Annotated in this window: 11 protein-coding genes; 10 read left to right on the plus strand and 1 reads right to left on the minus strand. The window is 73.2% G+C overall.

Going from position 1 to position 15534, the window contains the following annotated elements:
• The first annotated feature begins 14 nt into the window (after window positions 1–14).
• From AVL59_RS40895 to AVL59_RS40945, 10 genes are all read left to right on the plus strand, one after another.
• Complete coding sequence (locus AVL59_RS40895) at window positions 15–1280, plus strand: 6-phospho-beta-glucosidase (protein WP_067314590.1); 1266 nt, start codon at window positions 15–17, stop codon at window positions 1278–1280.
• Window positions 1271–2260 carry an N-acetylglucosamine kinase gene (locus tag AVL59_RS40900; RefSeq protein WP_067314591.1) on the plus strand — a complete coding sequence of 330 codons (990 nt, stop codon included), beginning with the start codon at window positions 1271–1273 and terminating at the stop codon, window positions 2258–2260. The genes AVL59_RS40895 and AVL59_RS40900 overlap by 10 nt, the downstream gene beginning before the upstream one ends.
• A 124-nt stretch (window positions 2261–2384) precedes the next feature.
• Window positions 2385–3440 (plus strand): RICIN domain-containing protein, encoded by a 1056-nt coding sequence (locus AVL59_RS40905; protein ID WP_067314593.1) that lies wholly within the window; start codon window positions 2385–2387, stop codon window positions 3438–3440.
• Window positions 3441–3736: 296 nt separating this feature from the next.
• Window positions 3737–5119, plus strand: a complete 1383-nt coding sequence (locus tag AVL59_RS40910; RefSeq protein WP_067318374.1) for a hypothetical protein — start codon at window positions 3737–3739, stop codon at window positions 5117–5119.
• Window positions 5120–5133: 14 nt separating this feature from the next.
• Window positions 5134–6165, plus strand: a complete 1032-nt coding sequence (locus AVL59_RS40915; RefSeq protein ID WP_067314595.1) for a glutamate ABC transporter substrate-binding protein — start codon at window positions 5134–5136, stop codon at window positions 6163–6165.
• 47 nt (window positions 6166–6212) lie between these two features.
• Window positions 6213–7520, plus strand: a complete 1308-nt coding sequence (locus AVL59_RS40920) for a hypothetical protein (protein ID WP_067314596.1) — start codon at window positions 6213–6215, stop codon at window positions 7518–7520.
• Window positions 7517–9988 carry a serine/threonine-protein kinase gene (locus AVL59_RS40930; protein WP_079147238.1) on the plus strand — a complete coding sequence of 824 codons (2472 nt, stop codon included), beginning with the start codon at window positions 7517–7519 and terminating at the stop codon, window positions 9986–9988. Before AVL59_RS40920 ends, AVL59_RS40930 begins: the two co-directional genes overlap by 4 nt.
• Before the next feature lie 3 nt (window positions 9989–9991).
• Window positions 9992–11308: a PP2C family protein-serine/threonine phosphatase gene (locus AVL59_RS40935; RefSeq protein WP_067314602.1), complete on the plus strand. Its 1317-nt coding sequence runs from the start codon at window positions 9992–9994 to the stop codon at window positions 11306–11308.
• A gap of 101 nt (window positions 11309–11409) precedes the next feature.
• The gene (locus tag AVL59_RS40940; RefSeq protein WP_067314604.1) at window positions 11410–12753 is read left to right on the plus strand and encodes a vWA domain-containing protein; all 1344 of its coding nucleotides are present in this window, start codon (window positions 11410–11412) and stop codon (window positions 12751–12753) included.
• A gap of 77 nt (window positions 12754–12830) precedes the next feature.
• Window positions 12831–14471: an FHA domain-containing protein gene (locus tag AVL59_RS40945; RefSeq protein WP_067314606.1), complete on the plus strand. Its 1641-nt coding sequence runs from the start codon at window positions 12831–12833 to the stop codon at window positions 14469–14471.
• A gap of 24 nt (window positions 14472–14495) precedes the next feature.
• Here the strand turns inward: AVL59_RS40945 and AVL59_RS40950 are convergent, their stop codons facing one another.
• The gene (locus AVL59_RS40950) at window positions 14496–15473 is read right to left on the minus strand and encodes a methyltransferase domain-containing protein (RefSeq protein ID WP_067314608.1); all 978 of its coding nucleotides are present in this window, start codon (window positions 15471–15473) and stop codon (window positions 14496–14498) included.
• Between the last annotated feature and the right edge of the window lie 61 nt (window positions 15474–15534).

A 15534-nucleotide genomic window follows, 5' to 3' on the forward strand; every position in this document is an offset into this window, starting at 1 on the left:
CGAGGCACACTCCAGTGAAACTCACCGTGGTCGGCGGAGGCTCGACCTACACCCCCGAACTCATCGACGGCTTCGCGCGCCTGAGGGACACCCTGCCCGTCGAGGAACTGGTGCTCGTCGATCCGGCGGCCGAACGCCTGGAGCTGGTGGGCGGCCTGGCCCGCCGTATCTTCGCCAGGCAGGCTCACCCCGGACGGATCGTCACCACCTCCGACCTGGACGCGGGGATCGACGGCGCCGCCGCCGTACTGCTCCAGCTGCGCGTCGGCGGACAGGCGGCCCGCGAACGGGACGAGACCTGGCCGCTGGAGTGCGGCTGCATCGGCCAGGAGACGACCGGTGCGGGCGGCCTCGCCAAGGCGCTGCGCACGGTCCCCGTCGTCCTCGACATCGCCGAACGGGTCCGCCGTACGAACCCCCGTGCCTGGATCATCGACTTCACCAACCCGGTCGGCATCGTCACCCGCGCCCTGCTCCAGGCGGGCCACCGGGCGGTCGGCCTGTGCAATGTGGCGATCGGCCTCCAGCGCAAGTTCGCGGCACTGCTGGGCACCGACCCCAGGGAGGTGCACCTCGACCACGTGGGCCTGAACCACCTCACGTGGGAGACGGGAGTACGCCTCGGCGGGCCCGAGGGCGCGAACGTCCTGCCCAAGCTGCTCGCCGAGCACGGCGACGCCATCGCCGACGACCTGCGCCTGCCGCGCCCCCTGCTGGACCGCCTCGGTGTGATCCCCTCCTACTACCTGCGCTACTACTACGCCCACGACGAGGTCGTACGGGAGCTGCGCACCAAGCCCTCCCGCGCGTCCGAGGTCGCGGCCATGGAACGACGGCTGCTCGCGATGTACGGCGATCCGTCCCTGGACGAGAAGCCGTCGCTGCTCGCCGAGCGGGGCGGCGCCTTCTACTCGGAGGCCGCGGTGGACCTGGCGGCGGCCCTGCTGCGCGCGGCCGGCAGCCCGTACCAGGTGGTGAACACGCTCAACAAGGGCACGCTGCCCTTCCTGCCGGACGACGCGGTGATCGAGGTGCAGGCGGCGGTGGGCCCGACCGGACCGGTGCCGCTGCCGGTGCCCGAGCTGGATCCCCTGTACGCGGGCCTGGTCGCGAACGTGACCGCCTACGAGGACCTGGCCCTGGAGGCGGCCCTGCGCGGCGGCCGGGACCGGGTCTTCCGCGCCCTGCTCGCCCATCCCCTCATCGGCCAGTACGAGTACGCCGACACCCTCACCGACCGATTGATCGCGCACAACCGGGAGCACCTCGCGTGGGCCTGACCGCAACCGACACCGCGCGTGTCCTCGCCATCGACGCGGGCAACAGCAAGACCGACGTGGCCGTGGTCACCGCCGCGGGGGAGGTCCTGGCCACGGCCCGCGGCGGCGGATTCCGTCCGCCCACGGTGGGCGTGACGGCGGCCGTGGACGCCCTCGCCGCCCCGGTGGCGCGGGCGTTCGCGGACGCGGGCGTCGGCTCCGTCTCGCATGTCTCGGCCTGTCTGGCCAACGCCGATCTGCCGGTGGAGGAGGAACAGCTGGCGGCCGCGCTGCACGCGCGCGCGTGGGGCGCGTCGGTGGAGGTCCGCAACGACACCTTCGCGATCCTGCGGGCGGGCGTGGCCGAGCCCCGGGGCGTGGCCGTGGTCTGCGGCGCCGGCATCAACTGCGTGGGCATGCGCCCGGACGGCCGCACCGCCCGCTTCCCGGCGATCGGCCGTATCTCGGGCGACTGGGGCGGCGGCTGGGCGCTGGCGGAGGAGGCGCTGTGGCACGCGGCGCGCGCGGCGGACGGCCGCGGCGAGCCGACCGCCCTGGCCCACACCCTGCCCGCCCACTTCGGCCTTCCCTCGATGTACGCGCTGATCGAGGCACTGCACCTGGAGCAGGTCGAGAACGGCCGCCGGCACGAACTGACCCCGGTCCTCTTCGAGACGGCCGCGCGGGGGGACGCCGTGGCGCGCTCGGTCGTGGACCGGCTGGCCGAGGAGGTGACGACGATGGCCACGGTGGCCCTGACCCGGCTGGACCTCCTCGACGAGGAGACCCCGGTCCTGCTGGGCGGCAGCGTCCTGACCGCCGGGCACCCCCAACTGGACGACGGCATCCGTGACCTGCTGGCCTCCCGTGCACCGAAGGCGGACGTCCGGGTGGTGTCGGCGGACCCGGTGCTGGGGGCCGCGCTGCTCGGCCTGGACCGGCTGGGGTCCGGGGCGGGGGCGCGGGAGCGGGCGCGCGGTCACTGGGAGAAGACGCCTTGAGCGGGCAGCTGTCTTGAAAAAGCACGTTTATTCGGAAGATCGCCCGGACCCCGTGGAGGTCTGGCAGCGGGCCCATTAGCTTCACGCAGGTCTGCACCAAACAACCTCCACGGAAGGGGAACCCGTGTTCCGACGCACGGCCGCTATCGCCCTGGCCACCATCGCGGTCCTCGCGGGAATCGCAGCAAGCCCCGCGAGCGCCGAGACCAGGGCGGGTGCCGACCCGTCCGCTCTGAAAGACCTGACCCTCACCTCGTTAAGCAACGGCCGCAACCTGGACGTGCAGAACGGCAACACCGGCGACGGCGTCTTCCTCGTCACCAACAGCGCCCCCGGCCACCACCAGCAGTGGAGCGCGAACCTCAGCGGCAGCGACGGCTCCTTCACCCTGGTCAACAGCGCCACCGGGAAGTGCGCGGACGCGGGACTGCCGCTCAGACAGCAGTCCTGCGACGGCCGGGCCTCGGAGCGTTGGTACTTCCAGCCCGTCACCGGCGGCACCGGCGCGTTCATGATCCGCAACACGCGGGACAACAAGTGTCTGGACGTCTGGTACAACGCCCAGTACGACGACGCGTGGACCGACAGCTACGACTGCAACGGCACCAAGCCGCAGCAGTGGCGCCTGCCCGACACCGCGCGCGCCGCCGCCTTCGCCGCGGCCGTCGACTACGCCGGTGCGCGCTGCGTCAAGGACACCTCCACCTGCTCGTGGCGCACCCAGTCCCAGGCTCCCGCCGCGCCCCTGCCGAAGAAGTGCATCTCGCCGGTCTGGTTCAACGGCACCTCGGCGCCGGTGCCGTGGACGTTCACCATGACCAAGCACACCGGCTGGACCTCCACGCTCGGCTTCAAGTTCGGCACCGACATCGGCACCGGCAGCGCGTCACCGGTGGCCGCCAAGGTCGGCGAGGAAGTCAGCGGCAGCGTCTCGCTGAACCTGGTCGAGGATCTCGGCAACAGCCTCGTCGTCACGGTGCCCTCGCAGCAGTACGGCTGGGTGGCCCTGTCGGAGCTGGCGACGAAGGTGACCGGTACCTGGACCTTCGACACGAACGGCTTCGCCTGGACCGCCGACGACACCCTGACCGTCCCGCTCAGGAACGACGACCAGGGCGGCGCCAGCATCTACGTCGCCCAGACCAACCCCACCTTCACCAACTGCGAGACCGGCCAGTGAGACTCGTGCGGGGAGCCGAGTAGTCCGCGGGGGCCAGGGCACCGTACGTGCCGCGGCCCCCGCGGTGCGCCGCCCCCCTGGGGAACCGATCACCCGCAACCGGCGTGTTCATCACCAGGGGGTGGTGCGCCAGGCCCCCCGCGCCGTAGGTTGCGCTGCGATCCGATCAAGATCCAGTGAAGGCCGGTGCGGATGTCGGTCCGGGCAGCGATACTTGGCGGCGAACGAATGACCATGGGGGAGGTCAAGTGACACACCCGCCGAAGAGCAGCGCGGCACCACCGGCCGGCCTCGCCATGCCCGCGGTCCCCCCTCAGCCCGGCCCGCCGCCGGTCCCCCCGGCCGCCGCCCCCGCGCCACTCGCCCGCCGTACCGCCTTCGCCGAGGGGGCCGAGCGGCTGCGCACGGCCGCGACCACCGAGCCGGGGCGGCTGCGGATCATCGGTGCCCTTCTCGCCCTGCTCGTCGTCGCGTTCGGGGCGGTGACCGCCTGGCAGACCTCCGAGCGGGCGGCCGCCGCCGACGACGTGCTGCACCGCAGCCAGCCGCTCAGCTCGGGCGCCGCCGACATCTACCGTTCGCTGGCGGACGCCAACACGGCCGCCTCCAGCGGCTTCCTGGCCGGCGGGCAGGAGAGCGCGGACTCCCGCACCCGGTACGAGAAGGACATCCAGAACGCTGCCTCGGGGCTCGTCACGGCCGCCGCCAACGCCACTCCCGGCTCGCCCTCCGAGGCGACGATCGCCAAGCTGAACGGGCTGCTGCCCGAGTACAAGGGCCTGATCGAGCGGGCCAGGACCTACAACCGGCAGGGATATCCGGTCGGCGGCGCCTATCTGCGCTACGCGAACGAGAAGATGCAGAAGGAGATGCTCCCGGCGGCGGAGGATCTCTACACGAAGGAGAACCAGCGGCTGGACGCCGACTACGGGGACGCGACGCCGTATCCCTGGGTGGCCATAGCGCTCGGTGTGCTCGCCCTGGCCGCGCTCGGCTGGGCCCAGCACCGCACCTACCGGCGCACCAACCGCGTCCTCAACCACGGCCTGGTGGCCGCCACCGCCGCCACCGCGGTGGTCCTGCTGTGGCTGGTCGTCGGGCACGCCGTCGCGCGCTCCGGCCTCGACGGCTCCTACCAGCACGGCATCCGTTCGCTGAACTACCTGCACGACGCCCGGATCGCCTCCCTGAAGGCCCGCGGCAACGAGAACCTCAGCCTGGTGGCACGCGGCGCCGAGACCGTCACGGTCGACGGAAAGCAGTACGACGCGTACTACTACGACTTCGACAAGGACATGACCGCGCTCGGCAAGGGCCTCTCCCAGGCGGAGAAGCTCGCCGACGACCAGACCGGCACCCGGCCCGTCAAGGCGGCCGAGGGCAACATGGCGGTGTGGAAGAAGCGTCACACCTCGGCCCGGACCGAGGACGAGAACGGCAACTACCAGCAGGCGCTGGACAAGGTGATCGGCGCCGAGGGTGCCACCGGCGAGTGCTTCGACAGCGTCGACGACAATCTCCGCCGGGCCATCGACCATGAGCAGGCCGAGTTCAAGCAGGCCGCCGTCGACGGACGGGACGCGATGACCGGACTGCCCGTCGGCGCCGCCGTGCTGGCGGTGCTCGGTGCCGCGGGCGCGGTCGCCGGCATCGGGCGCAGGCTTTCGGAGTACCGGTGACAGGGGGCAGGACGATGTACGCAGCACGTGCACGGGCCTTGCTGCGGGGCTGGGGCGGGGTCGGCGCGATGGCGGTCCTGTGCGCCCTCGCGCTGGCGTTCGTCCTGCTGCTGCCGCGCACCCAGGCGGCCCAGCAGGCCGGCAGCGCTTCCGGCCCGGAAGTGGCGGGCGCCGACCAGGCGCGGGCCGACTCCTGCAAGGACGCGGACGCGCAGAAGCAGACGCTGTCGCCGTCCGACGCCGACGGCCCCACGATCGACGCCATCAAGGCCCGTACGGGCGCCAAGCGCAAGCTGGTCGTCGGTGTCGACCAGAACAGCTACCACTGGGGATACCGCAACCCGAACACCGAAGGCGCGGAGCTGGAGGGCTTCGACATCGACCTCGCCCACCGGATCGCCCAGGACATCCTCGGTGACGCGGACGCGGTGCAGTTCAAGGCCATTCCGACCAGCCAGCGCATCTCCGCGATCCAGGACGGCCGGGTCGACATGGTCGTGCGGACCATGACCATCACCTGCGAGCGACTCGCCGATGTCGCGTTCTCCGCTCCCTACTTCAAGACCGGGCAGCAGGTGCTCGCGCCCAAGTCGTCGTCCATCACCGGCTACAACACCACCCTCGCGCACAAGAAAATCTGCACGGCTTCCGGTTCCACCGCCTACGGCAAGCTGAAGTCGGACCGGGACACGGGCGGCCTGCCCTCCTCGACCGACATATCCACCACCGTCCCCAACCAGCTCGACTGCCTGGTCAGGCTGCAGCTCGGCGAGGTCGACGCGGTGGTCACCGACGGCGCGCTCGCCGCGAGTCAGGCCGCCCAGGACCCGACGGTCGAACTGAAGGGCCAGGCCTTCACCACCGAGTACTACGGCGTGGCGATGAAGAAGGACGCCACGGATCTGGTACGCCGGGTCAACCGCATCCTGGTGGGCTACCGCGCCAGCGGCTGGCAGGCGTCGTACGACACCTGGCTGTCGGCCACACTGGGAAAGGACTCGGGACCGTCCAAGCCGCCCGCGCCGCAGTACCTGCGCGCGAGCTGACCCCCGACCCCGACCCAGGCCAACCACACAGCAGCGAGAGGTGATCGATGGGCGTCACGGACCCCGCCGGGCCGGTGATGGACCGGGACGAGGTGGACCGTGCGCTGGCGCGGCTCGGCCAGGAGCACGAGGCGATCGAGACCTCGCTGCTGGCCCTGCAGGACCACGCGGGCCGCAGACTCCTCGAAGGCGCCGATCTGTCCGGCGTCACCGAGGAGCGCTGGACGGCGGCCGAGGCGTCGATCACCCTGCTGTGGGCGTACTTCGACGCCTACACGGCCGCGTTGCGCTCCGCCCGGGAGATCCGCGCCCGGCGCCGCTGGTCCAGCCGCGAGGACCTGGTGGAGCTGACCGAGCTGCTGCGCGGCTCGTCCGTCACCGTGCCCGGTGGCGCCGTCCCCGCGGCGACCGGAAAGCTCAGCGAGAACTTCTCGCTGAGCGCCCTGGTCGACCGGATGAACCAGTTGTACGCGTCCTCGCTGGACATGGTCGTCACCGCCGACGCGGTCTGGTCGGCGCTGCCCGCGCGGATCGACCTGCTCGCCGCGGAACTGCAGCGCACCCGCACGCTCGCGCACTCCGTCGGCGTACGCCCCGGCGAGCACCCGGCGGGCGACGACCTGGAGCGCATCACGCGCACGCTGACCAGGCTGCGCGAGGACGTGGTCTCGGACCCGCTCGCCTTCTGGGTGCCGGCCGTGGGCAGTTCGGCGCCCGGCGGCGGCCGGCCGGACACCACCGTGTACGACCGTGAGGCGCGCGCCCTGGAGGACGTACGACGGGAGATCGACGCCGTGCTGACGGTCCGGCAGGACGCGGAGGCGCGACTGATCCGGCTGCGGGACGTGCTCTCCCGCGCCGACCGCACCCTCGCCGAGGCGCGCACCGCGCGCGGGGAGGTGCTGGCGAAGATCGCGGCGACCGAGGTACCGGTGGTCAGCGGCCCGCCGACCGCTCTGCAGGAGCAGCTGGCGGCGGCGGCCGAGTACCGGCGGCAGGCGCAGTGGCACCGGCTCTCCCCGCTCCTGGAGTCCCTGGAGCAGAAGGCGGAGGACGAACTGCTGCGCGCCCGCGAGTCGTTGACGGCGGTCACCGCGCCGCTCGCGGTCCGCGCCGAGCTGCGCGGCCGGCTCGACGCGTACAAGGCGAAGGTCGCCCGGCACGGGCTGGCCGAGGACCCGCTGCTGGTCGAGCGGTACGACGCGGCCCGGCGCATGCTGTGGAGCGCGCCCTGCGATCTGCGGGTGGCCGAACAGGCTGTGCTGCGCTACCAGCAGGCGGCTGCCGAACAGCTCGGCGCGCCGAGGGTTCCCCACCAGGGCGGGCCTCAGGATCGTAGGAGTGAGTCGTCATGAGTCAGGCACAGCAGGCGTGCCAGCGGCCGGGCTGCGAGGGGGCGTACGAGGACGTCGGCGGCGGTGAGCTGTACTGCGACACCTGCGGTCTCGCGCCCGTCGTCTCCGCGAGCGGCATGGTCTCGTCGCCGCCCACGGGGATCACCGGGGGCGGCAAGGGTTCGGCGAGCAGCGGCAGTTCTTCCAGCTCGCGCACGTCCTCCCAGTCGTCCAGGTCGCGGCGTTCGGTCTCCGGGCGACTGTCGCGCTCCGTGTCGGGCAGGTCCACCGGCCGCTCGGTGTCGGTGCGCAGTTCGGGTTCGTCCTCCGGTGCGTCGTCCCGGGGGCGGCTGGGCGCCGGTCTGGTCTCGGTGCCGCAGGTGCCGCGGCCCGACCCGCGCGCGATGGTGCTGGAGAACCCGGAGGTGCCCGAGCGGAAGCGGTTCTGCTCGCGCTCCGACTGCGGGGCGCCGGTCGGGCGTGCCCGGGGGGAGCGGCCGGGGCGCACGGAGGGGTTCTGCACCAAGTGCGGGCACCCGTACTCGTTCGTGCCGAAGCTGAAGGCCGGGGACATCGTGCACGGCCAGTACGAGGTCGCGGGCTGCCTCGCGCACGGCGGCCTGGGCTGGATCTACCTCGCCGTGGACCGGGCCGTGTCCGACCGGTGGGTGGTGCTCAAGGGCCTGCTGGACACCGGTGACCAGGACGCGATGGCGGCGGCGATCTCCGAGCGGCGCTTCCTCGCGGAGATCGAGCACGCCAACATCGTGCGGATCTACAACTTCGTGGAGCACCTCGACCAGCGCACCGGCTCCCTCGACGGCTACATCGTCATGGAGTACGTCGGCGGCAAGTCCCTGAAGGAGATCGCCAACGCCCGCCGCACCCCGGACGGCCGGCGCGATCCGCTGCCGGTGGAGCAGGCGTGCGCCTACGGCATCGAGGCCCTGGAGGCGCTCGGCCACCTGCACAGCCGCAACCTGCTGTACTGCGACTTCAAGGTCGACAACGCCATCCAGACCGAGGACCAGCTCAAGCTGATCGACATGGGCGCCGTGCGCCGCATGGACGACGACGAGTCGGCGATCTACGGCACGGTGGGCTACCAGGCGCCGGAGGTCGCGGAGGCCGGCCCCTCGGTGGCGAGCGACCTGTACACGGTGGGCCGTACCCTCGCGGTGCTCACCTTCGACTTCCAGGGCTACACGAACGTCTTCGTGGACTCCCTGCCCGACCCGGACAACATCGAGGTCTTCCGCCGGTACGAGTCCTTCTACCGGCTCCTGGTCCGCGCCACCGACCCCGACCCGGCCCGCCGGTTCGCCTCCGCGCAGGAGATGTCCGAGCAGCTGACGGGGGTGCTGCGGGAAGTCGTCTCGCTGCAGACCGGGCAGGCGCGGCCCGCGCTGTCGACACAGTTCGGGCCCGAGATGAAGGTCACCGACACGGAGCTGTTCCCGACGCTGGACGGGGAGGTGTCGAGGCTGGGAGCGCGGACGGTACGCAGCGCCGCGCCCGCCGCGCCCGCGCTCCCCCCGGCGGCCCTGGTGAAGCACGTCGCCACCCCGGCCGCCGCCCTCGCCCTGCCGGTCCCGCTGGTCGACCCGAACGACCCCAATGCGGGCTTCCTCGCGGGCCTGATGGCATCCGCGCCGGCCGAACTGATCGGCGCGCTGGACGCGGCGCCCGTGCGGACCGTGGAGACCCGGCTGCGGCAGATCCGCGCCCGGCTGGAGAACGGCGACCACCAGACCGCGCTGATGTCCCTGGCCAAACTGGACGAGGAACGGCCCGACGACTGGCGGGTGGTGTGGTACCGGGGCGTGGCCGCCCTGGTCACCGGCGACTTCGAGGGCGCGGCGCTCTCCTTCGACGCGATCTACGACGCCTTCCCGGGCGAGGCCGCGCCCAAGCTGGCGCTCGGCCTGTGCGCGGAGGTGCTGGGCCAGCTGGACAACGCGGCCGAGTACTACGGCCTGGTCTGGGCGACCGACCCGAGCTTCGTGAGTGCCGCCTTCGGCCTTGCCCGGGTGCAGCTCGCGGCCGGGGACCGGCGGGCCGCCGTGCGCTCGCTGGAGTCGGTGCCGGAGTCCTCCATCCACTACACGGCCGCCCGGGTCGCCGCCGTGCGGGCCCGGCTCAGACAGCGCACCGCGAGCGCCGGTGACACGGCGTTCCCGGACGACCTGATCGCCGCCGCCGGCCAGGTCGAGGCGCTCCAGGCGTACGGTCTGGACCCGGCCCGGCGCGAGCAGTTGTCGGCGGAAGTGCTCGGCTGCGCGCTGGACTGGATACTCTCCGGAGGCCAGGGCAGCGCACAGCCCGCCGTCGGCGGACGGGTGCTGCTGGGCAGCGGTCTGGACGAGCGGGGCCTCCGCTTCGGCCTGGAGCGCGCGTACCGCACGCTGGCCCGGCTGGCGCCCGGCGGCGAAGAGAGGATCGAGCTGGTGGAACGGGCCAACCGTTACCGCCCCCGGACGTGGGTGTAGTCGATGTCGCAGATTCCCCAGCAGGCCGCACTGTCGAAGTGCCCGAGCTGCGCGGAGCCGCTCGAGTCGGGTGACCTCTTCTGCGGCGCGTGCGGGTACGACCTTTCGGTGGTGCCCGCCCCGCCGCAGGACCATCCGACGCTCACCATGACCGGCTCCCCAGGGGACGGCGTGGACTGGCCCGCGCCCGAGCCGGGCGGCTCCGGCGGCACCCCGTCCTCGGCGCATCTGCCGACGGACCTGGCGGGCACCGACTCCGGCGGCAAGACCCTGCCCGCGCAGCAGACGGCCACGCCCGGTGTGCGCTTCGACCGGCCCGCGGAGCCCGACGACGACTACCCGCTGCAGGCACCGGACCCGCGCGCGACCGCCCCCACCGGGCCGGAGGAGGATCCGGCCGATCCCCCGAAGGTCTGCGTGGCCTGCCGGGCGGGCCGGGTGGACAGCGACGGGTACTGCGAGAACTGCGGCCACGCCCAGCCCCGCGAACGCGACCACATGGAGCGGGAGTCGGGCCCGGTCGCCGCGGTCAGCGACCGCGGGCTGCGCCACCACCGCAACGAGGACTCCTTCACCGTCGGCCACACCGCGCTGCCCGACGGATCGCCGGCCGTCGTCGCGATCGTGTGCGACGGGGTGTCCTCGGCGACCCGTCCCGACGAGGCCTCGGCGGCCGCCTCACAGACGGCCGGTGACATCCTGCTGGCCGCCCTGCCGCGCGGCACGCATCCGCAGACGGCGATGCACGAGGCGATCGTCGCCGCCTCGCAGGCCGTCAACGCCCTGGCCGAGGAGCCCGCCTCGGCCCGCGAGCACGCCCCGCACCAGAACGCCCCGGCCTGCACCATCGTCGGCGCGGTGGTCACCTCGGGGCTGCTGGTGGTGGGCTGGGTCGGCGACAGCCGCGCCTACTGGGTGCCGGTGGACCGCGGCGCGCCCCCGGCCCGGCTCACCGAGGACGACTCCTGGGCCGCGCAGATGGTCGCGGCCGGCCTGATGAGCGAGGCCGAGGCCTACGCCGACGAGCGCGCCCACGCCATCACCGGCTGGCTCGGCGCGGACGCCTACGAACTGGAGCCGCACACCGCTTCCTTCAAGCCGGACCGGCCCGGTGTCGTGGTGGTGTGCACCGACGGTCTGTGGAACTACGCCGAGACGGCCGAGGAGATGTGCGAGGCCGTCCCGGCGGACGCGGCCGACCGGCCGCTGCACAGCGCCCGGGTTCTGGTCGGGCACGCCCTCGACGGCGGGGGCCACGACAACGTAACAGTGGCCGTCCTGCCGTTCCCGGCGCCGCCGCAGGGGGCAGGATCGGCCTGAGGCCGCACCATCACGGGGAAGTTCCGGCGGACCGGAGGGGACCGGTCCGTCATCGTCGCCACCCCGCTTCACCGGGGTATTTCAGGGGGATGTGAGCAAGCATGGCCAATTTCTCGAAGCCGAACGTGCCGCAGTTCTCGGTGGACGTCTACCAGAACGAGTACCTGCCGGAGGGCGGCCGCGAGGTCAACGCGATCGTCACGGTCACGGCGACCGGCGGCGGCACGATCGGCAGCGGCGTCTCCTCGCCCGTGTACACGCCGGGCCACGGACCCTCCGCCGCGGTGGCGATCATGGTCGACTGTTCGGGCTCCATGGACTACCCGCCGACCAAGATGCGCAACGCGCGCGACGCCACGGCCGCCGCGATCGACACCCTGCGCGACGGCGTGCACTTCGCGGTGATCGACGGCACCCATGTCGCCAAGGAGGTCTACCCGGGCGGCGGGAGGCTCGCGGTCGCCGACGCGACCACCCGCGAGCAGGCCAAGCAGGCGCTGCGCCGGCTCAGCGCGGGCGGCGGCACGGCCATCGGCACCTGGCTGCGGCTCGCCGACCTGCTGCTGTCCTCGGCGGACGTCGCCATCCGGCACGGCATCCTGCTCACCGACGGACGCAATGAGCACGAGTCGCCGGAGGACCTGCGGGCCGCGCTGGACGCGTGTGCCGGACGGTTCACCTGTGACGCGCGGGGCGTGGGCACCGACTGGGAAGTGAAAGAAGTCACAGGGATCGCCTCCGCGCTGCTCGGCACCGCCGACATCGTCGCGGACCCGGCGGGCCTGGCCGCCGACTTCACGCGGATGATGGAGACGGCGATGGGCAAGGAGGTCGCCGACGTCGCCCTGCGGGTGTGGACACCGGTCGGCACGACCATCAAGTTCGTCAAGCAAGTGGCGCCCACCGTCGGTGAGTTGACCGGTCGGCGGACCGAGGCCGGGCCGCGCGCCGGGGACTACCCGACCGGGTCCTGGGGCGACGAGTCCCGCGACTACCACCTGTGCGTCGAGGTGCCGGCGGCCGGCATCGGCCAGGAAATGCTCGCCGCCCGGGTGTCCCTGGTCGTCCCGCAACCGGACGGAACCGTACAGAACCTCGGCGCGCAGGGCCTGGTGCGAGCCGTGTGGACCGACGACATGACGGCCTCGACCTCGATCAACCCCCAGGTCGCCCACTACACGGGGCAGGCCGAACTGGCACAGGTCATCCAGCAGGGCATCGACCTTCGCAAAGCGGGCGATTTCGATGGAGCAACGGCCAAACTGGGGCGGGCTGTTCAGCTGGCCAGCGCCTCGGGGAACGCGGATACTGCGAAACTGCTTGCGAAGGTGGTGGACGTGGTCGATGCCGCGACAGGTACTGTGCGGTTGAAGACGAAGGTCGCGGAGGCCGATGAGATGACCCTCGAGACCCGGTCCACAAAGACTGTTCGTGTAAAGAAGTGACCCTGCAAGACACCGCAGGACATCCAGGAAGAGATCCGGACCTCCGGAGGACCCTCAGGAGAAGGGGAAGCGCCGACATGCCGACCTGCCCGAACGGACACCAGTCGGGTTCCGACGACTGGTGCGAGGTCTGCGGTCACCGCATGGCCGGTGCCGTACCTCCGCCCCCGCCGCCGGCCGCCGGAGGCTATGGCTTTCCGCCGCCGCAGGGCACCCAGCCCGGCGGCCGCCCGCAGAGCCCGGGGGCTCCCGAGCCGGAGCTGTGCCCGCAGTGCCGCACGCCCCGCGAGGGCGGTGCGCCGTTCTGCGAGGAGTGCCGGTGGAACTTCCTGACGAACACCGCCACCTCGTACACCCCGGCCGCCCCGCGCCCGCCGCAGCCCCGTTTCGAGCCGCCGAGCGCGACGTACGGCAACGGTGACGCGTTCGATTACCACGGCTCGCGTCCCTCGCAGATGAACCGGCCCGCCGAGCCGATCCCGCCCTTCAGCAGCGAGCCGTCGGGCCCGACCCCGTTCGCCCCCGAGCGCGGCCCGTCCGGCCCGCCGCCCACCTCGGGCGGCCCGGGCGGTCCCGGCGCCTTCGGCGGCGGCCAGCAGCGTCCGCCCGCCCCTCCGTCGGCCTTCGGCGGCGGCCAGGGTGGTCCCGGTGGCCCGTCCGGCTTCGGTGGCGGCCAGGGGCAGGGCCCCGGCGGCCAGGGTGGTCCCGGCGGCCCGTCGGGCTTCGGCGGCGGCCAGGACCAGGGGCCGGGTGGTCCCGGTGGCCCGTCCGGCTTCGGTGGCGGCCAGGGGCAGGGTCCCGGCGGCCAGGGTGGTCCCGGCGGCCCGTCCGGCTTCGGCGGCGGCCAGGGGCAGGGCCCCGGCGGCCAGGGTGGTCCCGGCGGCCCGTCCGGCTTCGGCGGCGGCCAGGGGCAGGGCCCCGGCGGCCAGGGTGGTCCGGCGCCCTTCGGTCCGGGCGGCCAGGGTGGTCCCGCAGGTCCGGGTGGTCCCGGCGCGCCCGGCCCCTCCCCCTTCGGCGCCGACCCCTCCCGTCCGGTTCCGCCGCCGCCCGGTCCGACGCCGTCGGCCGGTCCCGGCGGTGCCCCGCAGGCCTTCCAGCAGCCCGGCCCGCCCGCGCCGCCCGCCTTCCCGCGGGAGACCGGCCGGCCCCCGGCCGGCGGCCCGTCCTTCGGCGGCGGTGAGGACGACTGGGTGATCTCCCCGCCGTCGTCCGCCGGTCCCGGTGGCGGCCAGGGCGGTGGCTACGGCTATCCGCAGCCCGCCGCCACGCAGGCCCCGCCCGGATCCGGCTTCCCGCCGGCCCCGCAGCAGCCGGCCACCTGGACGGCGACCATCGGGCCGGACCGCGAGTACTTCATGGCGATGATGCATCGCTCCGGACCCGAGGCCACGGGGCTCAACCTGCCCGCGTACTCGCCGGAGCAGCAGCGCACGCTCACCGGCAACCAGATCACCATCGGCCGCCGCCGGCACTCCACCGGTGACACCCCCGACGTCGATCTGTCGGTGCCGCCGGAGGACCCGGGCGTCTCGCACCAGCACGCGGTGCTGGTGCAGCAGCCGGACGGCAGCTGGGCGGTCGTCGACCAGAACTCGACGAACGGCACCACGGTCAACGGCTCGGACGAGCCGATCCAGCCGTTCGTGCCGGTGCCGCTGCAGGACGGCGACCGGGTGCACGTCGGCGCCTGGACGACGATCACGATCCGCCGGGGCTGACCGGCCGGGGCCCGACCGGGACGGCTAGGGGAGGGGCCAGATGTACGGCCCCTCCGGGTCGTCCAGCCAGGCCCACGCGTGCTCGCCGCCGACCGTGACGCCGTACCGTTCGCGTCGTGGCCTGCCCTCGCCGTCCCACAACGCGTAGGCCTCGTGCGGGTCGAGGCTGCCCCGGGTCAGGGCCAGCAGGAAGCGGAACGTCTCCTGCCCGCGGGCCCCGCTGGGCAGCCCGGCCAGGGACACCGCCCCGGGTTCCGCCCGGCCCGCGCCGCGCAGCGGCACGAAGTAGGCGGGCGAGGGCAGGAATCGGCCCTCGGCGTGCCCGGCGTCATGGACCGTGAGAACGAGCAGCCCGGTGGCCATCGGGGTCAGGACGCGGGCGCCGGGGCGGCACTGGCCGACCCAGGCGCGTGGCACCGTGGGCGGCGTGCAGGTGGCGATGATCCGGTCGAACGGGGCGCGTTCGGGCACCCCGCGCACCCCGTCGCCGGTGACGACGAGCGGGTGGTACCCGGCCGCGGCCAGGTGCCGCCGGGCCGCGTCGGTGATCTCCGGTTCCAGGTCGACGGTGGTGACGAGGTCGTCGTCGCCGAGCCGGTGCGCGAGCAGGGCCGCGTTGTAGCCGGTCCCGGTGCCCACCTCCAGGACCCGGTCGCCGTCCCCCACCCGCAGGGCGACCAGCATCCGCGCCATCAACGAGGGCTGGCTGATGGAGGAGAGCAGCTCGCCGTCGCGCAGCAGCGTGGCCAGCGGGATGTCGGCGTAGGCACCACGGACCCAGCGTTCCCGGTCCCGGGGATCCAGGCTCTCGCCCCGGCGGCGCTCGTAGCCGCCCTGGACGCCGACGTAGTAGGAGGGCACGAACAGATGGCGGGGCACGTCGGCGAACGCCTCGTGCCACACCGGGTCCTCGTCCCAGACCCCCTCGGCGTCGATCTCCCGCACCAGCGCGGCCCGCGCCGCGGCGGCGAGCGACTCGATCTCCGTGTCGTAGGCGCCCATACACCCACAGTAGGGGCGAGTCGGGGGTCCGGTCCTAAGGCTTGAGTCCTGGGTCACCCCG

It is taken from the genome of Streptomyces griseochromogenes (assembly GCF_001542625.1).
Taxonomy (GTDB): Bacteria; Actinomycetota; Actinomycetes; order Streptomycetales; family Streptomycetaceae; genus Streptomyces; species Streptomyces griseochromogenes.

Bases quoted from the DNA above. Each gene is read 5' to 3' on its own strand.
- AVL59_RS40910 (WP_067318374.1), top strand. From the start codon at position 3,737: ATGCCCGCGGTCCCCCCTCAGCCCGGCCCGCCGCCGGTCCCCCCGGCC.
- AVL59_RS40915 (WP_067314595.1), top strand. From the start codon at position 5,134: ATGTACGCAGCACGTGCACGGGCCTTGCTGCGGGGCTGGGGCGGGGTC.
- AVL59_RS40920 (WP_067314596.1), top strand. From the start codon at position 6,213: ATGGGCGTCACGGACCCCGCCGGGCCGGTGATGGACCGGGACGAGGTG.
- AVL59_RS40930 (WP_079147238.1), top strand. From the start codon at position 7,517: ATGAGTCAGGCACAGCAGGCGTGCCAGCGGCCGGGCTGCGAGGGGGCG.
- AVL59_RS40935 (WP_067314602.1), top strand. From the start codon at position 9,992: ATGTCGCAGATTCCCCAGCAGGCCGCACTGTCGAAGTGCCCGAGCTGC.
- AVL59_RS40940 (WP_067314604.1), top strand. From the start codon at position 11,410: ATGGCCAATTTCTCGAAGCCGAACGTGCCGCAGTTCTCGGTGGACGTC.
- AVL59_RS40945 (WP_067314606.1), top strand. From the start codon at position 12,831: ATGCCGACCTGCCCGAACGGACACCAGTCGGGTTCCGACGACTGGTGC.
- AVL59_RS40950 (WP_067314608.1), bottom strand. From the start codon at position 15,473: ATGGGCGCCTACGACACGGAGATCGAGTCGCTCGCCGCCGCGGCGCGG.